The organism is Variovorax sp. PCZ-1 (genome assembly GCF_018413605.1).
In the GTDB taxonomy this organism is placed as follows: domain Bacteria; phylum Pseudomonadota; class Gammaproteobacteria; order Burkholderiales; family Burkholderiaceae_C; genus JANMDU01.
On record NZ_JAHCDN010000001.1, the window covers coordinates 1,642,657 to 1,662,949 of the forward strand.

Sequence of the window (20,293 nt, forward strand, 5' to 3'; positions counted from 1 at the left end):
TACAAATTCGTCAGACACTGGCGAACGAGCTCACCGAGAGACTCAAATCAACAATCTCGCATACTGGGGAACATTCATGCAACACAACAACCTCGCATCCAAAGCAAAGCAGCGCAGTTTCAAAGCGGCAGGCATTTGCGCTATTTTGGGCAGCTCTTTCTTCATGATGAGCACAGCCCTAGCCGCCAAGCACGGGGATGGCCACGGCAACGAAGGCTACGATACAGCCGCAGAATGTGATGCCGCTGTGGCAGCTGGTACTGCCAAGTTCTACCGCCCGCACACCACGCATGAGCCGCTCAAGCGCGCTGGCGAGGCCGATGTGAAAGTGCAAAAACTCTCCGATCTCACGGCCGCCAAAGAAGCAGCAAGCGCTTTGGGTTATGACGCTGCGGGCTACACACGCGGCGCGTGTGATATCGGCGTCGGTCGCTCGCAAGGCCGCGATGGTGTGAGCGCCGGTTTGATAGGCAAATATATTCCTTACGGCCCAGAAATGGCTGTGAACGTGTATTACGACGCAGCGGGCAAAGCCGTGCGCGCCAGCATGAAGCAGTGCGACAACAATTTCAGCGGCAACATGCCTCGCCCCGTTGGCGCTGTCACCAAAGCAGAAGCCAGCGAGTGCTTTGCCAATGTGCAGATCCCCGCCAAATTTGAGACGAAGACCGAGCAGGTCGTTAAAGTGCCGGCCACCAAGCGCTTTGAGCCGATTGCTGCCACTTTCAAAACCGTGAGCGAGCAAGTGTTGGTCTCTCCAGAGATGAAGCGCCAAATTCCTGTGCCTGCCACGTACAAAACCGTGAGCGAAGAAGTGGTGATCCAGCCCGCCACCACGCGCGACGAGCCCGTGCCAGCCACTTACAAAATGGTGAGCGAGCGGGTTTTGGTGAAAGCTGAGAGCAAGCGCATTGAAGTGACACCACCAACCTACAAAACTGTGAGCGAGCAAGTGCTGGTCACGCCAGCGCAGAAGGTGCTCAAAGCGATTCCTGCGGAATACGTGATGAAAGACGAAGAAGTTGTTGATCGCCCAGCGACCACCCGCGTGGAAACTGTGCCGGCTACTTTCAAAACCGTCACTGAGCAAGTGCTCTCCCGCCCCGAGAGCGTGCGCTATGAGCCCATCGCCGTTCCTCTGCGCACAGTGCGTGAAGAAGTGGAGCGCACAGCGGCTAGCTCGCGCTTGCAAGTCACACCTGCCGTTTACAAGACGGTGACCGAGCGCGTTTTGGTCAAGGAAGCTGGCAAGCGTTTGGTCGAAGTGCCGGCCACTTACGAAACCGTGACCGAGCGCGTGAAAATCGCTGATGCCACCAAGGAGTGGAAGCGCGGCCGTGCCTACATTGGCCAAGCTGTGGAGGTGCGCCCTCTGCGCGGCTTCGTCGTCGGAGCGGATGGCAAAGTGGCTGGAAATCGCGTGGAAGTATCTTCCGCAGCGAACCCAGCAGGCGGCCGGGGTGTGGTCGATACTCAAATCGTTGCGGGTAACAACAGCAATTTGGACGATGATGTGATGTGTCTGGTCGCTATTCCAGAGCAATTCCAAATCATCACGCGCCAAGTCGTGAAAACACCTGCGAGCGTGCGCGAAGTGGAAATCCCCGCTGAATATGCCACCGTGACGCGTCAAGAACTCGTCACCGCAGCCAGCAGCTCTGAGATTGCTATCCCTGCAACGATGCAAACCGTGACACGCCAAGAGATCGATATCGACAAACTCAAAGCTGCTGGCTACAAGTTTGACGACAAAGGCAACATCATCGCCACGCCAAGCGGCGAGCGCGTGCTGCGCGCTGCCAGTCTGCGCACAGGCGCAGCCGGTGTGACCGCAGCGAATGCCGTGGGCAAAGGTGCAGAGTCTGGCGAAGAAGGCTATGTGCGCGAGATCAAGATTCCTGCGGTGTACCAGACGGTAAGCCGCCAAGTGATTGATCAACCCGCTACTGTGCGCACGATCGAAGTGCCCGGCACGATGAAAACCATCAAGACCCGTATCGAAGCAGCGCCTGCCCGTACGGAAGAGTCCACCATCCCTGCCGTGTATCGCACACAGACACGTCAAGTTGTGGATCAAGCAGCGACACAGCGCGAGATCGTGATCCCAGCCGAGTACCGCAATGTTGAGCGCCGCGTGGTCGATACCCCCGCAACAACGCGCAAGATCCCTGTGGCTGCTGTCACCCAAACCGTGCAACGCCGTGTGGTGGATACGCCTGCGAGCATGCGTGAGGAAACGATCCCCGCTGTGTACCGCACCGTCACGCGTCAAGTCATCGACCAAGCCGCCAGCTTGCGTGAGATCAGTGTGCCAGCGCAGTACGACACGATCAGCTACCAAGTGAAAACGGCAGATGCCCGCACAGAAAATCGCGCGATCCTTTGCGAAACCAATGCCACACCTGCCAAGATCATGGAAATCCAGCGTGCGCTTTCGACAGCTGGCTTCAACCCTGGCCCTGTCAACGGCGTGTTGCGCGAGAGCACCATGCGCGCTGTGAATGGCTACCAGCAATCCAAAGGCTTGCCAGTGGATGGTTTCTTGAACCTGGAAACTGTGAAGTCTCTCGGCGTGTCGCCGAACTGATCAGCATCTCCAAGCGAAGTGTTTAAAGCCCGGTTCGCCGGGCTTTTTTTTGTGATTTTTTAAGGCTTTTGAGCAGTTTGACAGCGTAGATACTGCGCAAAGTGCTCATCAATTGATAGCAATGGATTGTTCCATGCACCATGCTTTGATCTGCTCTGCAGCACGTGATCGCTCTGCAGCAGGCAAAAAAGATGCTTGTGCTGCACGTAGTTGACCTTGCATGATTTGCGCGAGTGGCAAGCCGCAAACATCATGCACGGCTTGAAATTCGCTGCCTTGCGTCAGGACGGAAATCAAGCGGTTATCTGCTTGTACTGACCAATTCAAGCCTGCTTTTTGCATGGCCGTCAGTGGGTGCGTTTTGAGATCATTCCATGCGCCTGTGTGCAGATTGCTCGTGGGGCAGACTTCGAAATGCACGCCGGAATCTCGCGCCCTCGCCATCCGCGAAACAGCGCCCTCGCCCGCTTCACCGGATACGGTGATCTGCACGCCATGGCCGATGCGCGTTGCACCCAAATCAATCGCCTCGATCACGCGTTCGCCCACATCCGCCTCACCCGCATGCAGCGTGAGCCCAAGGCCCGCTTCTTTCGCTTTAGCAATAGCACTTGCATGCATCGTGGCTGGGAAACCGCGCTCCGCACCGGCCAAGTCATATCCAACCACACCTTTGCCAGCAAATCTAAGCGCCAGCTCTGCGCTGCGCATTACAGCTGAAGGCGCATCTGATCGCATACCGCAGACAATGAGCCCGGCTGGCACGCCAGTGGCTGCGCTACCACGTGCAAGCCCTGCAAGCAAGGCAGAAACTGCCTCATCTCCCCCGAGGCCATGCATTTCTAGAAGCAAGGGTGCCATGCGCAGCTCAATCAGCAGCGCGCCATCCACAGCGCAATCTTGCACCGCCTCAAAAGCGACGCGCTCACAGGCCTGTGGCGTTGCCATCGCTGCAACCGTGAGCCCAAAAGCGGCGACATAGCGCTCCAAAGAACCAGAATTGGCCTGCGTGTGAATCCAATGCTGCAACGCATCAGGCGTATCCGCTGGCAAAGCCACGCCCCGCTCACGGCACAACTCAAGCAAGGTCTCGGGGCGCAGGTTGCCATCCAGGTGCTCATGCAGCACCACTTTAGGGACACTTGGCCAGTCTGTAGGCATTGATTTCATACAAAAATAGAGATTTACCCCTTTGTCAACCAAAGGCGTTCTGAGGCATTATCATTGCTTAAGTGTGCAGTATTTGCACGTCTGTTTATTCAACTTCTAGGAACATATCCATGAAATTCTCCCTGCGTTCTACCATCGTTGCCGCAGCTGCTTTGGCCGCCACTGCAGCCTTTGCCCAACCCGCCGTCATTTTTGACATGGGCGGCAAGTTTGACAAATCTTTCAACGAAGCGGCATATAACGGCGCTGAAAAGTGGAAAAAAGAAACAGGCAAGCAATACCTCGAGTTTGAAGTGACCAACCCAACCCAGCGCGAGCAGGCGATCCGCCGCATGGCTGAGCGTGGCGCAAACCCAATCATCGGTATTGGTTTTAGCCAAGGCGGTGCGATCGAGAAAATCGCTAAAGAATTCCCTAAACTGAACTTCGCCATCGTTGACTATGTGGTGAAAGAGCCTAACGTTCAATCCGTCGTGTTCAAAGAGCAAGAAGGCAGCTTCTTGGTTGGCATGATGGCTGCACAAGCTTCCAAAACAGCCAAAGTCGGCTTTGTGGGCGGCATGGACATCCCTCTGATCCGTCGTTTCCAATGCGGCTACGAGCAAGGCGCTAAATTTGCCAACCCAAAAGTTGAAACCTTCGCCAACATGACCGGTACCACCGGCGCAGCTTGGAATGACCCCGCACGCGGCGGCGAGTTGGCCAAAGCACAAATGGCCAAGGGCGCAGACGTGGTCTTCGCAGCCGCTGGCGGCACAGGCATGGGTGTGTATCAAGCAGCTAAGGACGAGAAAAAGCTCGCCATCGGTGTTGACAGCAACCAAAACCACATCCAGCCAGGCACCATGCTGACCTCCATGGTCAAGCGTGTTGACACTGCCGTGTACAACGTGATGAAGCAGCACACCCCAGGCTTGACAGCGCTCGGCCTCAAAGAAGGTGGCGTGGATTACGCCATGGACGCTAACAACGACAAACTCGTGACGGCCGACATGCGCAAGAAGGTTGATGCCGCTAAAGCAGACATCATCTCCGGCAAGATCAAGGTCGTGGACTACATGGCTGCAAACAAGTGCGAGTGATGATGTATTTGGGCACGAAATTCGCTAGAATTTTCGTGTGAGCAAATTACATAACACCCCAGAAAGCCGCACAGCCGTGCGGCTTTCTCGTATCTGCAAGCGCTTTGGCGCAGTGCAGGCCAATGCTGATGTGGATCTAAGCATCCAGCAGGCCACAATCCATGGCATCGTCGGAGAAAACGGCGCGGGTAAATCCACGCTGATGTCTATTCTTTACGGCTTCTACACGGCTGACTCCGGTGAGATCGAGGTAGAAGGCAAGTCTGCCAAGATCAAAAACTCGCACGAAGCGATTGCACTGGGCATCGGTATGGTGCATCAGCATTTCATGCTGGTGGATAACCTCAGCGCTTTAGACAATATCGTGCTCGGTGTCGAAACCTCTTTGCTTTTGCAAACTGCGCAGCAAGACGCACGCACCAAGCTTCAAGCCTTGATGCAAGAGACGGGTCTCACCGTCAATCTGGATACCTTGGTTGAAGACCTTTCAGTGGGCGACCGCCAGCGTCTTGAGATTTTGAAAGCTCTGCATCGCGGTGCACGAATTCTTATTTTGGATGAGCCTACCGCTGTGCTCACTGCACAAGAGACAGAGCAGCTCTTCGTCGTCTTGCGCCGTCTGCGCGAAAGCGGCAAAACCATCATCATCATCACCCACAAACTCAAAGAAGTGCTCGCATTGTGCGATCAAGTCACCGTGATGCGCGCTGGCCGCGTGGTGCTTGAATGCGCCACGCGAGATGCCACTGTCACGCAATTGGCAGAAGCCATGGTGGGGCGCAAGCTCAAAGCGCCGCCTGCTCGCGCTGGGCATGATGCGAATGCACCGATTCGCTTAAGCGTGGACAGTATCGGTTATCGAGATTCACACGGCGTGCAGCGCCTGTCTGACATTGGCTTTGCGCTGCGCTCAGGCGAGATTGTGGGGGTAGCAGGTGTTGCAGGCAATGGACAAACGGAGCTGCTAGAAATTCTCTCGGGCATGAAGCGCCCAGCTGCAGGCAGCATGACCGTGCTGGGAAAAAACTACATAGCAACGCAATGGCTTGACCCAATCGCTGCACGCGATATGGGGCTCGCGCATGTGCCTGAAGACCGCCATGAGCGCGGCATGGTACTGCAATTTGGCGCTTGGGAATCTGCGGTGCTGGGCTATGAGCGCTTGGCGGCGTATTGCAAGGGTTGGTTCTTGCGCTCTAGCGTGATGCAGAAAGACACCAACGATCTGATGCAGCGCTTTGACGTGCGCCCGCCGAATCCGAATTTGAAATCTTCCAAATTCTCCGGTGGCAATCAGCAGAAGCTGATCTTGGCGCGAGAATTCAACCAAGCGCCCAAGGTGCTGCTCGTTGGCCAGCCCACGCGCGGCGTAGACATTGGCGCGATTGAGTTCATTCACGAGCAATTGCGTGCCTTGCGTGATGCAGGTTGTGCGATTTTGCTGGTGTCTACCGAACTGGAAGAAATCTTATCGCTATCCGACCGTGTGATCGTGATGAATCAAGGGCATATCACTGGAGAGCTGCCTGTGGGCGAGTGTGATGAAAAGAATTTGGGATTGCTGATGGTTTCGACAAATGAGGCCCTGACGGGAAATTCCGCATGAGCGCGGCACAAAAAGAGCTTCCACGCTGGCTCGATGTGGGCGTGATCCCCTTGATCAATTTGGCCATTGCTTTACTCGTTGCGGGTATCGTGGTGGCACTTGTAGGGCAAAGCCCTTCACAGGTGATCACTGCCTTGGTCAAAGGCGCGTTGGGCAATCAACGCGGCCTCAGCTACACCTTGTATTACGCCACCACCTTTGTATTTGCTGGCTTGGCAGTCGCTGTCGCTTTTCATGCTGGTTTGTTCAACATCGGCGGCGAAGGCCAAGCCATGATTGGCGGCTTGGGCGCTGGCCTTGTGGCACTTTGGTTAGCGCCTTCCCTACCCGCTTGGTTGATGCTGCCACTCATGATCATCTTCGCAGCCCTCTTCGCAGGTATTTGGGGCGCGATTCCCGGTTACTTGCAAGCCTATCGCGGCAGCCATGTGGTGATCACCACCATCATGTTCAACTTTCTGGCCAGCTCGCTCATGGTGTATTTGCTGGTCAATGTGCTCAAACCCGTTGGAGAGATGGCCCCCGAGAGCGCGGAGTTCGCCGCTTCAGCCAAGATGCCGCGCGTGCATGAAGTCTTGAAAAGCATAGGCTTAGAGTGGCCTTCATCGCCGCTGAACTTGAGCATCCTGCTGGCCGTGATCGCTTGCGTCTTCGTCTATCTCCTGCTCTGGAAAACGCGCATCGGCTACCAAATTCGCGCCAGCGGCTCCAGCCCCGGCGCAGCGGAATATGCTGGCATCTCGCCGCAAAAGCAGATCATGCTCTCCATGGGCATCTCCGGCGCGCTCGCTGGCATGATCGCCATCAACGAAGTCGCTGGCGTGCATCACAAGCTGCTCACCGATTTCGTGGCTGGCGCTGGCTTCACAGGCATTGCTGTGGCACTCATGGGGCGCAACCATCCTTTTGGCATCGTGCTCTCCGCCCTGCTCTTTGGCATGATTTCTCAAGGCGGCGCGGAAGTGGCTTTTGAAGTGCAAGGCTTCACGAAAGATATGGTGGTGATGTTGCAAGGTTTGATCGTGCTCTTCTCGGGTGCTTTGGCCTACGTGTTTGCCCCCCTGATTGGGCGAATGTATTTCTCATTGACGAAGAAGGAGGCTGCGTGATGGATTTCCTCTTCATCATTGACTTGCTCGCCTCCAGCCTTCGCTTGGCTACGCCCCTGATTTTTTGTGCGCTCGCTGGCGTGCTCTCTGAGCGCGCTGGTGTGATTGATATTGGCTTGGAAGGCAAGATGCTTTTCGCAGCTTTTGCTGCGGCCACGGTAGGAGTCGTCACCAAATCTTGGCCGCTAGCCGTGCTCGCTGCGATCACCGTGGCTTGCTTACTCTCTGCGCTGCATGGCTTTGCCTGCGTCACCTATCAAGGCAATCAAGTGATCTCTGGTTTGGCGATCAATATCATCGCTGCAGGCCTCACTGTCGTACTCGGCATCGCTTGGTTCAAGCAAGGCGGGCAAACACCGCAAGTGCCGGATGCTGTGCGCTTCAAGGAGATGTTTGATGTGCCGCTGCTTGGGCAAAACGCACTGGTGTACGTCGCGCTAGTTTTGGTCTTCGTCGTTTGGTGGCTTCTGTTTCGCACGCGCTTTGGTCTGCGTCTGCGCGCCGTGGGTGAAAACCCGGCGATGGTCGATGCTGCTGGCGTTTCAGTCGCAGGCACGCGCTACCTTGCGCTGATGGGCAATGGCGCACTCTGCGGTCTGGCAGGCTGCTATCTCGTGCTTGCGCAAAACGCTGCCTTCGCCCCCCACATGACAGCAGGCCGCGGCTTCATGGCACTCGCCGCCATGATCTTCGGCAAATGGCATCCCGTCGGCGCACTCTGGGCTTGCTTGCTGTTTGGTTTCTTGGATGCGTTGGCGATCCGCTTGCAAGGCACTAAGCTGCCCGGCATTGGCGAGATTCCTGTGCAGTTCATCCAGGCGCTGCCGTATTTGATGACAGTGATTTTGCTGGCTGGCTTTATTGGCAAGGCAGTTGCACCGCGTGCTCTTGGCTCGCCTTACATTAAGTCGCGTTGAGTGGCGAACTTACCAACAGAACGCAAAAGGCGCAAAAACTCGCGAAAGACGCAAAAAATCAATCCGTGAATTTCACTTTTGCGTCTTTTGCGAACTTCTGCGTCTTTTGCGTTCAAAATGACTTCTACTATGTTACGCCGCTCATTTCTCGCCATAGTTTTCGCCTCTCCTCTCTCGTTTGCAAAAACCGCGCAAGGCGTGCTCCTCGCGCAAGATTACAAACCCGGCATCGATATCAGCCAATACCTGATCAGCGAAAAGCTCGATGGTGTGCGGGCTTTATGGGATGGCAAGAGTTTGCGCTTTCGCAGCGGGCAAAGCATCTCAGCCCCTGCTTGGTTCACTGCCAAGTTACCTTCCACACCACTGGATGGCGAGCTCTGGCTCGCTCGGGGAAAGTTTGACGAGCTTTCAGGCATCGTGCGCAAATTGCAGCCCGTGGATACCGAGTGGCAGAGCGTGAAATACATGGTGTTTGAGTTGCCTGCTGGTGATGGCACGTTTGCACAACGCAACGAGAAACTTCAAGCCCTGGTCAAACAAACGAACTGGCCGCAGCTCCAGTGGGTTGAACAATTCAAACTATCAGATGACAAAACCTTGCAAGCCAAGCTCAAGCAAATCACAGCGCAAAGCGGCGAAGGTTTGATGTTGCACAAAGCCGATGCACCTGTCACCACAGGCCGCAGTGCAGTGCTGCTGAAGCTCAAACCTGTCTCAGATGCAGAAGGCGTCGTCACTGCCCACATCCCTGGCAAAGGCAAATACCAAGGCATGCTCGGTGCGCTACAAATCAAAACGGAAGACGGCCACAGCGTCAAAATCGGCACAGGCTTCAGCGATGAGCAGCGTAAAAATCCACCGCCCGTAGGTAGCACCATTACCTACAGCTACCGAGACACCACACCCAGCGGCAAGCCGCGTTTCGCTGCCTTCCTGCGTGTACGCCATGCAGGCACCTAAGCGACTGCCACTATCAATTAAATAGCACTCTGCGCAGATTCTATGCCGGCGAAACACTGATTTTGCTTATAAAATCAGTGTCATATGAGTTTTTCTGCCTTTGCGCAACTCGTGGCGCTGTCGGCGTTGTGGGGTGCTTCGTTTTTATTCATCCGAATTGCCAGCCCCCAACTTGGGCCACTCGTACTCGCGGGTCTACGCATTGCTTTAGCCACACTCACACTGGCGCTGATCATGCGCGCCTTGAGGCACCGCTGGCCTTGGCAGCATACGCGAGAGATGCTGTGGATAGCATTGACAGCAATCGCCATACCTTTCCTGCTGTTTGCATGGGCAGGCTTGCATTTGCCTTCGAGTTATAGCGCCTTGATCAACACCAGTTTTGTGGTGTTTGGTTGTTTGTTTGCAGCTTGGATGAAGGTCGATACGCTCACCGTGCGTAAAGTGGTGGGATGCTTGGTCGGCTTGGCAGGTATTGGCATGATCGTACAACTGGGACCGCTTGATCTGTCGCCCACTGTTTTGCTGGCGTGCTTGGCGGCTTTGCTGGCTTCTTTTTGTTATGGCATTGCCGTGCCGCTCACCAAACGCGCACTCACACGAATCGAGCCCTTGCCTGTAGCAGCCATGACGCATCTGTGGTCCATGATCTTGCTCACACCACTTGCAATTTACGATGCGCCGCAGGCCAAATGGAGCACTAGCGCGCTGCTGGCCACTGCTGTGATGGGCATTATTACCTCCGGCATTGCTTTTTGGCTGCATCTGCGTGTGGTGCGCCATATCTCCAGCACAGCAGGCATGACGCCAGCCTTCATGATCCCCGTCTTCGGTGTACTCTGGGGGCACCTATTTTTAGGTGAACCACTCAGCAGTGGCATGATCGCCGGCGCAGCATTAGCTCTGGTCGCGATTGCGCTGATCAGTGATTTGAAGTGGCCTGTTTGGGATGCTGCAAACGCCAAACCTTGATAGCGCACAGCGTAGCTAGCACAGCCACGCCCGTTGTGATCCAGAACACACTGCGCAAACCATAGGCCTCACTGATCAAGCCGCCTGCCCAGCTACCGAGCACTCCCGGAATACCGTAGCCAAGCACGGTGTAAAGCGCCTGGCCTCGCCCGCGCATATTGCCTGGAAAATGATGAGAAATGAGCGCGGTACAGACAGTATGGTTCGCTGCGAAGCTGATAGCATGCAAGGTTTGTGCAGCAAACAGCACCCACAGCACATCGCCCATGCCTGCTGTCAAGCCAAAGCGCAACACGCTCGCAAGTGCAGCAATGATGAGCCAAGCCGTGAGCGAGAAACGCGGCAACCAGCGGCCCTGCGTATAGAACCACGCGATCTCCGTGATCACAGCGGCTGCCCAGAGCGTGCCGATCATGGTTTTGCTGTAGCCCAACTCATCGCAATACAGCGAGAAGAATACATACAGCCCCATGTGTGAAAGCACATTGAGAGCGATCGTGCCAAAGAACCAAGCTACAGCTGGTTGTCGCAGTGTGTGCCAAATAGGTTGGCTGGATTTTTCATGCGCTGCGTTTTCTCGGATATCAGGAATACTGTAGGCGCTCAAGGTCAAAAGCAGCAGCCCAAGCGTCACAGCGATCGGAAAATACTTGAGGCCAAAATTCTCAAAGAAAGCCCCTGCACCAAGCACTGTGACCATAAAGCCCAGCGAGCCCCACAGGCGCACTCGCCCATGCCGGCGCACATCAAACACGCCACCGCGCGTGACAATCTGAGCCAGCGCTGATTCGCTCATGGGCATCAATGCGCTGGAATTGAGATACATGAAGAGCAAGCAAGCAATCAGCCACCAAAAGCCGCCACCTTGCCAAAAGAAACCCAAAGAGCCTAAGAGTGCAAGTACAGTGGCAATGCGCAGCATCAGCGCGCGCTGGCCTGTGCGATCGCCCAGCCAAGCCCATGCATAGGGCGCAGCCAAGCGCGAGAAAGATTGGATGGAGGCAATCAGACCTATCAATGCCACGCCGTAGCCAATTTCTTTGAGCCAAAGGCTCAAGAAGGTATTGACAACTCCGATGTGCGAAAAATACGCGGCAGAAAGTGCCGCGAAAGGAATCAGCTCTCGGGTCGTTGCGATGGGCGGCTTTGGCATTCGCTCAAACAGCGCCAGCAATCACGGGCGTGCCGCTGACCACATCGCCGCATTGCGCACGGTGCGCCAGAGCGTGCTCCATCACGACGAGCGCGAGCATAGCCTCCAAAATCGGCGTGGCGCGAATGCCGACGCAAGGGTCATGCCGGCCTTTGGTGATCACCTCAGCGGCTTCGCCTTGCACATTGATCGTCTCGCGCGGCACGAGGATCGAGCTGGTTGGCTTGATCGCCACGCTCACTTCTAAATCTTGCCCCGTGCTGATACCACCCAAGACACCGCCGGCCTTATTACCGACAAAGCCATTGGGAGACAAGGAATCGCCATGCGTTGAGCCTTTGTCTGCCACGCTCGCAAAGCCAGCGCCGATCTCCACGCCCTTCACTGCATTCACGCCCATCATGGCGTAAGCGATATCGGCATCGAGCTTGTCAAACAGTGGTTGCCCCAAGCCCACAGGCATCTTGGTCGCTGTGACGCGCAGGCGCGCACCACAAGAATCGCCACTTTTGCGCAGCGCATTCATGTAATCTTCCAGCTTAGACACATCAGCCAAAGCAGCAAAGAAGGGATTCTCATTCACATGCGCCCAGCTTTCAAAGCCCACTTGCAGCTCGCCAATCTGCGTGATGCAGCCATGAAACTCCGTGCCAAATTTTTCTTTGAGCCACTTCTTCGCCACAGCTCCTGCCGCCACCATCGGCGCTGTGAGCCGCGCAGATGAGCGCCCGCCACCGCGTGGATCGCGCAGGCCGTATTTTTGGATGTAGGTGTAATCCGCATGGCCGGGGCGGAATTTCGCGGCCACATCAGAATAATCTTTGCTGCGCTGATCGGTGTTCTGGATCAAGAGGCAAATTGGTGTGCCCGTCGTTTTACCTTCATACACACCCGAGAGGATTTGCACTGCATCCGGCTCATTGCGCTGCGTCACGAATTTGCTTGTGCCTGGGCGGCGGCGATCTAGATCTGGCTGAATATCGGCCTCACTCAAAGCCATGCCCGGCGGGCAGCCATCAATCACACAACCAATCGCCGGGCCATGCGATTCACCAAAGTTCGTCACTGCGAACAAATGCCCAAAGGTATTTCCACTCATGTATTGATTATCCCAGACGGCTCATTATCCCAACTGAGCCTCGATGCCTGTATCGAGAATGCATGCTTTATGTCGTGATTTGAATGCTTTTTTGAGTGCTTTTTTCTACATTGACAATTGAAACTAAATGTTTAAAACTGTTATCTCACCTTTAAATATCACTCAGGGAATCATCATGGCTATGTCATACCAGCGTGCGCGCTCATCTGAGATCGATGAGCATTCGAAAAATTTTAAAATCAGCCTTCAAGCGCTGAGCAATGCGGTTGTGAGCATCGTGCAATTGCTCAGTCATCCGCCAGAGACGGTCACAGCGTCTGCTCTAGGCACACGGTTAGCGCAGTTACTCATGTGTTTGCGCCAGCATCGTACCCATGCACTGGCTTTGGCTTCCGGCATGCAGGAGACCACACAATTAACCCTGTACCTCGACAATCTACGCAAACTCCGCGGCTCAGTCGCGCAATGGCTGACGATCCATGCGGCGCAGCCTAAACTGATCTTTGTCGAGCTGGCAGATTTCGAGGCGCAATGCTGGTCCACACTCGGAATGGGCGTCGTGCTCTTTGATTACACAGAGCACGAAGATTTTTCTGTTGATAGCGCTCTGTCAAGCCGCTTTCACCAATGGTGGGATAACCTCAACACACGCCCTGCAGGGCTGTCTTCTTAATGGCTTAGCTTTTGGGTGTAATTCGCTCGGCTGCTCTCGTAACCTGCCGAGCGTTGCAAGCATCATGTTGATGACACAATGGGTGAATGAAATCCAAAGAACTTCTCGCCCACTATGACAGCGCTCAATTGTGGTCATCGCCCACAGGTTTAGACATATCCGAGGCTTACAGCGAGGCGCTAGAAGTGCGTGCACATCGCATCGCGCGAGGAGAACAGCCACGTGGATACAAAATAGGATTCACCAACAAAAGCATCTGGCCGCGCTACGCTGCTACAGCGCCGATTTGGGGCACGGTTTACAACAGCACATTGAGCTTTTGTGATGGTGCAAGCAGCCTGTCTTTAGCAGGCATCTGTCAGCCACGCATTGAGCCTGAGGCTGTGCTCAGCTTACGCGCCACACCGCCACAGCAATGCTCGCTCGAACAGCTCTTCGATTGTGTGGAATCTGTTGCCCCTGGCTTTGAAATCGTGCAAAGCCATTTGAAAGATTGGAAATTTGCGCTGCCCGATGCGGTCGCTGATGGTAGCTTGCATGCTCGGCTTTTGGTTAGCAAACAGGTGTCTGTGCATTATTTGGCCGCGAATGCAGAAGATCTTTGCAAGCTACTGGCGGCTTGCAAAGTGCGCTTGCTTTGCGATGGAGTGCACAAGGACGCTGGCTTGGGATCAAATGTGCTGGGTGACCCACTGAGCGCTTTGCAGCATTTCGTGCATGAAATCCAGCGCTGCCCCGGTGCGCCCGCATTGAAAGCCGGCGATGTGATCACCACAGGTACTTGGACAGATGCCTTTGCGGTGGCCACTGGCCAAATGTGGCTTGCAGATTTTGATTCGCCGCTGTCGCCTCTGAGCATCAACTTCTAGCTTGTATTACAAAATCACTGCCCAGAAGCAGATCACACAAACGCTATCAAATGATGAGCATTTCGCGCAGGTTCTATGCCGGCAAATGCTCGATTTTGGCTACTAAAATGCAGGGATGCTGACCGAATACGCCTTCCTCAAACCTTGGCTGACCACACTCGTACTGCCCCCTGGTTTGCCTTTGCTGCTGATCCTCTTCGCTTACTTGCTTGTGGTACGCAGTGAACGTGTGCTGTGGACTGCGCTGGGCAAGATGCTGTTCGTGGTTTCTTTTGTGTCGCTTTGGCTGTTTTGCAGCCACGGCACGGCAATGTTCTTGGAGCGCGTGGCGCTGCGCCCGCCCTTGCCCATCGAGCCGCAATCCGTGACACCGACCTTCAAGCTTGACCAAGTACAAGCGATTGTGGTGCTGGGTGGTGGGATACAAAGTGTGAGCAGAGAATATGGCAAGCCAGCACTGTCTGAGAGCTCTGCTCAACGCCTGCACTACGGCGCCAGCTTGGCCAAACAAACAGGTCTGCCATTGGCCTTCAGCGGTGGCATAGGCTGGTCTTCCGCCTCTGAACAAGAAACAGAATCTGCCGCAGCTGCTCGTTGGCTGTCGCAGCTGGGTTTACCTGCTCTTCGCTATGCAGATTCACAATCCAAAGACACCGCTGGCAATGCGCAAGCCATTGCCGCAGCCCTCAAAAAAGACGGTATCAAGAGCATCGCGCTCGTTACGCATGCCAGCCATATGCCCCGCGCCCTGAAAGAGTTTGAAAGTACGGAGCTCAAAGTCCTGCCCGCACCTACGCACTTCCTGCAATCAGAGCAAGGTTTGGGCTTGGATTGGTTTCCCTCTGGCCATGGACTGCGCAATACACGCCGTGTGATGCATGAAATACTTGGTATGGCGATCTTGAGGCGTGCTCAAAACTCATGAGCTGGCCATTCATGCTCTCGGGTTTTTGTCTTGTCTCCTCACTTGTCTTTGCTTGACCCAGAGCCACAAATCCCTTACATTAATAACCAATCGGTCATTAATCATGCCAAATCTATCCACCGCCACTGCCGAAGCCGCTGAGCGCTCAGATAAGCGTGAGCGGCGCAAGGAGGCTCGCCCTGGCGAGCTATTGGCGGCGGCGCTGGATTTGTTTGTAGAAAAGGGCTTTGCCAGCACCCGCGCCGAGGAGGTGGCGCAACGTGCTGGTGTGTCAAAAGGCACACTGTTCTTGTATTTCCCAAGTAAGGAAGAGCTATTTAAAGCAGTAGTGCGTGAGCATATTGCCGGCACGATCAAGGATGCTTTCGGTGAATTGCAGGCCTTTCCGGGAACGAGCAGCGAGCTTGTTCATTACCTGATGCACCAATGGTGGGAACGCTACGGCAACACCAAAGCCTCTGGCATCAGTAAGCTCATGATGAGCGAGGCCAATAATTTTCCCGAATTGGCGGAGTTTTACCAGCAAGAAGTGATCATTCCGGGTCATCAGCTCATTCAAAAAGTGATTGAGCGCGGCATGGCATCTGGCGAGTTCCGTCAAGTAGACGTGGAGTATGCGGTTTTTAGTATGCTTGCGCCGATCATGTTTTTGATCATGTGGAAATACTCGATGAACGGCTGCTGCCCAATGGGCGAGAAAATTGACCCGATCCGATATTTGAATTCACAGGCAGATATCGTCGCCAAAGGTCTGCGCAATCCTGGCTTTACGTCTCAGACATCTCAATCGACTACAAACACATTATGAAGAGTTCGACGAAATGGATCATTGGCGCATTGGCACTGCTGCTCATTGCAGGTGGTGCTGCGCGCGTCTTGGCTAAAAGACAGGCTACGCCACCTCCAGTTTCCACCGCCAAAGTAGAACCTGTGATTGAGCTAACAGCTGGTGACGTATTCACATTACAAAACATCGAACTTTCCCAGGGTGTTCCGATTTCTGGTTCACTCAAGGCAGTGAATTCAGCGTTGGTAAAAGCACGTGTATCTGGAGAATTGCAAGGCCTCGTTGTGCGCGAAGGTGATGCCGTGAAAGCTGGGCAAGTCATTGCTCGGGTCGACAGCAGCGAATACGCCGCTCGCGTACGCCAAGCCCAAGAAACAGCCGATGCTGCTCAAGCCCAGATTTCCATTGCGCAGCGCAGCTTTGACAACAACAAAGCTCTGGTAGATCAAGGCTTTATCTCACGTACTGCTTTAGACACCTCTCAGGCGTCTTTGCAATCAGCACAAGCCAATCACAAAGCTGCTTTGGCAGCTTTGGACGTCGCTAAAAAATCCGTTCAAGACACGGTACTCGTTGCCCCCATCACTGGAATCATCTCGCAACGCCTGGCGCAACCGGGGGAGCGCGTAGGCATTGATGCACGAGTTGTTGAGATTGTCGATCTGAGCCGATTGGAGCTGGAAGCGCCATTAGCTGCCTCTGATTCTGTACAAGTCCGGGTCGGCCAAACGGCCAGACTGAAGCTAGAGGGGCGCAGCGAAGAAATCGCAGCTACCGTCACTCGCATCAATCCCAGCGCCAGCGCCAGCAACCGCAGTGTGCTCGTCTATCTGAGCGTTGCTGCCCTGCCAGGCTTACGCCAAGGCCTGTTTGCGCAAGGCACATTAGATACAGTGAAAGAAACCGTGCTCGCTGTCCCTTTGTCTGCAGTGCGTACCGATAAACCTCAGCCATACGTGCAGCTCATTCAAAACGGGCGCATTGCACATCAAACTGTGGAGCTGGGCGGGCGCGGTGAAGCTCAAGGGATGACCATGGTTGCTATAAAAAATATAGCTGCTGGCGCAATGATTACGCCGGCGAGTGCCGGAAATCTTCGCGAAAATACAAAAATCTCTTTGCCTGGAAGCAAAGCTGCTACCCCTGCCAAAACAGCGGTCGCTGGTACCACGAGTCAATAAAACATGTGGTTCACCCGCGTCAGCCTGCAAAACCCGGTCTTCGCCACCATGATGATGTTGGCACTGATGGTGCTGGGCATCTTCAGTTACCAGCGTCTCAAAGTAGACCAGTTTCCCAGTATCGATTTCCCTGTGGTGATCGTCGTCACCGACTATCCCGGCGCAGCGCCCGAGATCGTGGAATCAGAAGTCTCTAAAAAAATTGAGGAGGCCGTGAATTCGATTGCAGGCATCAACGCCCTCACCTCGCGCAGCTATGAAGGCTCATCAGTCGTGGTCGTGGAGTTTCAGCTCAATGTGAATGGCCGCAAGGCAGCCGATGATGTGCGTGAGAAAGTTGCTGCTGTGCGCCCGAGCTTGCGCACAGAAGTCAAAGAGCCACGTGTGCTGCGCTTTGATCCAGCGGCGCGCTCGGTTTGGTCGGTCGCTGTGGTGCCAGATGCCTCAACAGGCAAGCCATTATCAGGCGTGGAGCTCACCAACTGGGCAGATCAAAATCTGAAAAAACGCTTAGAAAACGTACGTGGCGTGGGCTCTGTCTCGCTTGTGGGCGCAACCAAACGCGAGATCAATATCTATCTGAATCCGCAAGCGCTGGAAGCCTATGGCATCAGCGGCGATCAAGTGGCCAGTGCCATTCGTAACGAGAACCAAGATTTGCCAGTGGGCGCGGTGCGCTCGCTCGCACAGGAGCGCGTGGTCCAGGTGCAGTCTCGTGTGCAGCGGCCAGAAGATTTTGCCAAGATCATCGTGGCACGCAAAGCTGGTGCTGCCATCACCGTAGGTCAGCTTGCTCGCGTCTCAGACGGTGCTCAAGAAGCTGAGAATTTGGCGCTTTATAACGGCGAGCGCACCCTGTTGCTTTCAGTACAAAAGTCGCAAGATGAAAATACGATTGAGGTGGTGGATGGCTTGAAGAAAACCATCGCGGAGATGGAAAAATTACTACCGCCGGGAGTGAAGCTCCAAGAAATTCAAGATAACTCTCGCTCCATTCGCGTGTCTGTTAACAATGTGCGCCAAACACTGATCGAAGGTGCGTTTCTCACTGTACTCATTGTTTTCCTCTTCCTTAATTCTTGGCGTTCTACCGTCATCACGGGTCTCACGCTACCTATCGCGTTGATCGGCACTTTCCTCTTCATGCAAATCTTCGGCTTCACGATCAACATGATCACACTGATGGCCTTATCGCTCTGTGTGGGCTTGCTGATTGACGATGCCATCGTGGTGCGAGAAAACATCGTGCGTCATATCCAGATGGGCAAATCGCCCTACCAAGCCTCACTCGATGGTACGCAGGAAATCGGCCTCGCCGTGCTCGCGACCACCTTCTCCATTGTTGCCGTGTTTTTGCCGATTGGCTTCATGGGCGGCATCATTGGCAAGTTCTTCCACGAGTTTGGCATCACCATCGTGGCAGCAGTGATGATCTCGATGTTTGTGAGCTTCACGCTCGATCCGATGATGTCATCCATTTGGCACGATCCGGCGATTGACCAGCATGGCAAGCCGTTCAAGCCGGTGAGCTTCTACGACAAAACTATTGGCCGCGTCACACATGCTTTTGAACGCGGCACAGACCGACTCGGCGATGGCTATCAAAGCATTCTGCGATGGAGCTTGCATTGGAAAAAAACCACGATGCTCTTGGCTCTGCTCACATTTGCGGTGAGTATTGTGATGGTGCGTTTCCTCGGCACAGAGTTTGTGCCCAAGGCAGATTTCGGCGAAAGCAACATCAGCTTCTACACACCCGTGGGCTCATCGCTTGAAGCCACCGAAGCTAAAGTGCGCCAAGTCGAGGCCATCATACGAGAGCGGCCAGAGGTCCGTTACACACTTTCCACAGTCAACACCGGCAACGCACAAGGCAAGATCTACGCAAACATCTATGTGCGCTTGAGTAATCGCAGTGAACGCAATCAAAGTGTCGATCAAATCTCATCGGATTTGCGTACACGCCTGCAGAAAGTAGCGGGCATCACTGTCACGCAAGCAGGCACGCTCGATGCAGTAGGTGGCAACAAGCAAATTGAAGTCGCACTTAAAGGCACAGATTTGAAAGAACTGGAGCGACTCACTGTTCAGGTCATGTCTAAGTTACGCGATATACCTGGCTTGGTCGATCTCGATTCGAGTGTGAAACCTGCCAAGCCCACCATCGAAGTAGATGTGCGCCGCGAAGTGGCATCTGATTTGGGACTCACCACTGCGCAAATCGGCTCGAGCTTGCGCACCCTCGTGGCTGGCCAAACGGTGGGCAACTGGCGTGCCCCAGATGATCAAACTTATGACGTGAATGTGCGCCTTTCTCCCGATGCACGCAACACCCCACAAGACTTGGAACGCCTTCCTTTTGCCCTGGGCACGAATGCCGATGGCAGCTCGCGTGTGGTGCGGCTCAACCAGGTAGCCAATGTGCGTGAGAGCACTGGCCCCAATCAAATCAACCGCCGTGACCTCACGCGTGAGGTGGCCATCAATGCCAACGTGTTTGGCCGCTCATCGGGTGAAGTGTCTGCCGATATCCGAAAAGCCATCGACGAGATCACCATGCCACCCGGCTATAGCTATCAGTTTGGGGGCAGCACAAAAAGCATGGCCGAGTCATTCAATTACGCGATCTCTGCCTTGGCTTTGGCCGTGATTTTTATTTATATGATCTTGGCCAGTCAATTCAAAAGCTTCTTACAACCGCTGGCGCTGATGACAGCGCTACCACTCACGCTCATCGGTGTGGTGCTGGCTTTATTGATGTTCCGCTCCACACTTTCCATGTTCTCCGTGATCGGCGTGATCATGTTGATGGGCTTGGTGACAAAAAATGCCATCTTGCTGGTGGATTTCGCGATCCGTTCGCGTGAGGCTGGCATGGAACGTGCTGAAGCCCTGTTACTCGCAGCCAAGGTGCGCCTTCGCCCCATTTTGATGACAACGCTGGCCATGATTTTCGGTATGGTGCCCCTGGCCTTTGCCCTGTCTGAAGGTTCTGAACAGCGTGCGCCCATGGGACAAGCCGTGATTGGCGGTGTGATCACTTCATCATTGCTGACTTTGGTCGTCGTGCCCGTAGCGTATTGCTATATGGATGACCTGGCCAACTGGTTCAAGAAACTATTGGGAAGTACACCGCAGACTAAAATTGAAGGTTTGCCAAAGCAGCCCTTCAAAGCCGCTGAATAACCACATTTGAGAAG

General features: G+C 54.6%; 16 protein-coding genes. 13 read left to right on the forward strand and 3 right to left on the reverse strand.

All coding sequences use genetic code 11. The features are described 5' to 3' along the window. Positions 1 to 76: 76 nt before the first annotated feature. Positions 77 to 2,587, forward strand: a complete 2,511-nt coding sequence (locus tag KIH26_RS07930) for a peptidoglycan-binding domain-containing protein (RefSeq protein WP_213443899.1) — start codon at positions 77 to 79, stop codon at positions 2,585 to 2,587. Between the two features lie 108 nt (positions 2,588 to 2,695). On the opposite strand, the gene add is transcribed toward KIH26_RS07930, so the two are convergent. Then, entirely contained in the window at positions 2,696 to 3,748 is a 1,053-nt protein-coding gene (gene add / locus KIH26_RS07935) for an adenosine deaminase (RefSeq protein WP_249661007.1), read from the reverse strand. A 119-nt stretch (positions 3,749 to 3,867) separates the two neighbouring features. On the opposite strand from add, the gene KIH26_RS07940 reads away from it, so the two are divergent. The 6 genes from KIH26_RS07940 (at position 3,868) to KIH26_RS07965 (ending at position 10,406) form a co-directional block, all read left to right on the forward strand. Then, entirely contained in the window at positions 3,868 to 4,839 is a 972-nt protein-coding gene (locus tag KIH26_RS07940) for a BMP family lipoprotein (protein ID WP_213443902.1), read from the forward strand. Between the two features lie 37 nt (positions 4,840 to 4,876). Then, positions 4,877 to 6,445 carry an ABC transporter ATP-binding protein gene (locus KIH26_RS07945; RefSeq protein WP_349627852.1) on the forward strand — a complete coding sequence of 523 codons (1,569 nt, stop codon included), beginning with the start codon at positions 4,877 to 4,879 and terminating at the stop codon, positions 6,443 to 6,445. Continuing rightward, positions 6,442 to 7,554, forward strand: a complete 1,113-nt coding sequence (locus KIH26_RS07950) for an ABC transporter permease (RefSeq protein WP_213443903.1) — start codon at positions 6,442 to 6,444, stop codon at positions 7,552 to 7,554. Before KIH26_RS07945 ends, KIH26_RS07950 begins: the two co-directional genes overlap by 4 nt. Continuing rightward, the gene (locus KIH26_RS07955; RefSeq protein ID WP_213443904.1) at positions 7,554 to 8,471 is read left to right on the forward strand and encodes an ABC transporter permease; all 918 of its coding nucleotides are present in this window, start codon (positions 7,554 to 7,556) and stop codon (positions 8,469 to 8,471) included. The genes KIH26_RS07950 and KIH26_RS07955 overlap by 1 nt, the downstream gene beginning before the upstream one ends. Before the next feature lie 129 nt (positions 8,472 to 8,600). Next, complete coding sequence (locus tag KIH26_RS07960) at positions 8,601 to 9,434, forward strand: DNA ligase (protein ID WP_213443906.1); 834 nt, start codon at positions 8,601 to 8,603, stop codon at positions 9,432 to 9,434. A gap of 84 nt (positions 9,435 to 9,518) precedes the next feature. Further along, on the forward strand, positions 9,519 to 10,406 hold the full coding sequence (locus KIH26_RS07965; RefSeq protein WP_213443907.1) for a DMT family transporter: 888 nt from the start codon (positions 9,519 to 9,521) through the stop codon (positions 10,404 to 10,406). Here the strand turns inward: KIH26_RS07965 and KIH26_RS07970 are convergent. Continuing rightward, positions 10,357 to 11,559 (reverse strand): MFS transporter, encoded by a 1,203-nt coding sequence (locus KIH26_RS07970; RefSeq protein WP_213443908.1) that lies wholly within the window; start codon positions 11,557 to 11,559, stop codon positions 10,357 to 10,359. The genes KIH26_RS07965 and KIH26_RS07970 overlap by 50 nt on opposite strands. Before the next feature lie 4 nt (positions 11,560 to 11,563). Then, positions 11,564 to 12,658 (reverse strand): chorismate synthase, encoded by a 1,095-nt coding sequence (gene aroC, locus KIH26_RS07975; protein WP_213443909.1) that lies wholly within the window; start codon positions 12,656 to 12,658, stop codon positions 11,564 to 11,566. A gap of 175 nt (positions 12,659 to 12,833) precedes the next feature. Here aroC and KIH26_RS07980 point away from each other — a divergent pair, with 175 nt between their 5' ends. The 6 genes from KIH26_RS07980 (at position 12,834) to KIH26_RS08005 (ending at position 20,279) form a co-directional block, all read left to right on the forward strand. Further along, positions 12,834 to 13,331, forward strand: coding sequence for a hypothetical protein (locus KIH26_RS07980; protein ID WP_213443911.1), 498 nt, complete (start codon positions 12,834 to 12,836; stop codon positions 13,329 to 13,331). Between the two features lie 86 nt (positions 13,332 to 13,417). After that, positions 13,418 to 14,200 carry a 2-keto-4-pentenoate hydratase gene (locus KIH26_RS07985; protein ID WP_213443912.1) on the forward strand — a complete coding sequence of 261 codons (783 nt, stop codon included), beginning with the start codon at positions 13,418 to 13,420 and terminating at the stop codon, positions 14,198 to 14,200. Positions 14,201 to 14,315: 115 nt separating this feature from the next. Beyond that, a complete protein-coding gene (locus tag KIH26_RS07990) occupies positions 14,316 to 15,125 on the forward strand; it encodes a YdcF family protein (protein WP_213443913.1) in 810 nt (269 codons plus the stop codon). After that, positions 15,109 to 15,933 (forward strand): TetR/AcrR family transcriptional regulator, encoded by an 825-nt coding sequence (locus KIH26_RS07995; protein WP_503005089.1) that lies wholly within the window; start codon positions 15,109 to 15,111, stop codon positions 15,931 to 15,933. Before KIH26_RS07990 ends, KIH26_RS07995 begins: the two co-directional genes overlap by 17 nt. Then, positions 15,930 to 17,093, forward strand: coding sequence for an efflux RND transporter periplasmic adaptor subunit (locus tag KIH26_RS08000; RefSeq protein WP_213443914.1), 1,164 nt, complete (start codon positions 15,930 to 15,932; stop codon positions 17,091 to 17,093). Before KIH26_RS07995 ends, KIH26_RS08000 begins: the two co-directional genes overlap by 4 nt. A gap of 3 nt (positions 17,094 to 17,096) precedes the next feature. After that, the gene (locus KIH26_RS08005) at positions 17,097 to 20,279 is read left to right on the forward strand and encodes an efflux RND transporter permease subunit (RefSeq protein ID WP_213443915.1); all 3,183 of its coding nucleotides are present in this window, start codon (positions 17,097 to 17,099) and stop codon (positions 20,277 to 20,279) included. Positions 20,280 to 20,293: the final 14 nt, after the last annotated feature.

Excerpts from the sequence above, each read along its gene's own strand:
- KIH26_RS07930 (WP_213443899.1), top strand. The coding sequence starts at position 77 with ATGCAACACAACAACCTCGCATCCAAAGCAAAGCAGCGCAGTTTCAAA.
- add (WP_249661007.1), bottom strand. The coding sequence starts at position 3,748 with ATGCCTACAGACTGGCCAAGTGTCCCTAAAGTGGTGCTGCATGAGCAC.
- KIH26_RS07940 (WP_213443902.1), top strand. The coding sequence starts at position 3,868 with ATGAAATTCTCCCTGCGTTCTACCATCGTTGCCGCAGCTGCTTTGGCC.
- KIH26_RS07950 (WP_213443903.1), top strand. The coding sequence starts at position 6,442 with ATGAGCGCGGCACAAAAAGAGCTTCCACGCTGGCTCGATGTGGGCGTG.
- KIH26_RS07955 (WP_213443904.1), top strand. The coding sequence starts at position 7,554 with ATGGATTTCCTCTTCATCATTGACTTGCTCGCCTCCAGCCTTCGCTTG.
- KIH26_RS07960 (WP_213443906.1), top strand. The coding sequence starts at position 8,601 with ATGTTACGCCGCTCATTTCTCGCCATAGTTTTCGCCTCTCCTCTCTCG.
- KIH26_RS07965 (WP_213443907.1), top strand. The coding sequence starts at position 9,519 with ATGAGTTTTTCTGCCTTTGCGCAACTCGTGGCGCTGTCGGCGTTGTGG.
- KIH26_RS07970 (WP_213443908.1), bottom strand. The coding sequence starts at position 11,559 with ATGCCAAAGCCGCCCATCGCAACGACCCGAGAGCTGATTCCTTTCGCG.
- aroC (WP_213443909.1), bottom strand. The coding sequence starts at position 12,658 with ATGAGTGGAAATACCTTTGGGCATTTGTTCGCAGTGACGAACTTTGGT.
- KIH26_RS07980 (WP_213443911.1), top strand. The coding sequence starts at position 12,834 with ATGGCTATGTCATACCAGCGTGCGCGCTCATCTGAGATCGATGAGCAT.
- KIH26_RS07985 (WP_213443912.1), top strand. The coding sequence starts at position 13,418 with ATGAAATCCAAAGAACTTCTCGCCCACTATGACAGCGCTCAATTGTGG.
- KIH26_RS07990 (WP_213443913.1), top strand. The coding sequence starts at position 14,316 with ATGCTGACCGAATACGCCTTCCTCAAACCTTGGCTGACCACACTCGTA.
- KIH26_RS08000 (WP_213443914.1), top strand. The coding sequence starts at position 15,930 with ATGAAGAGTTCGACGAAATGGATCATTGGCGCATTGGCACTGCTGCTC.
- KIH26_RS08005 (WP_213443915.1), top strand. The coding sequence starts at position 17,097 with ATGTGGTTCACCCGCGTCAGCCTGCAAAACCCGGTCTTCGCCACCATG.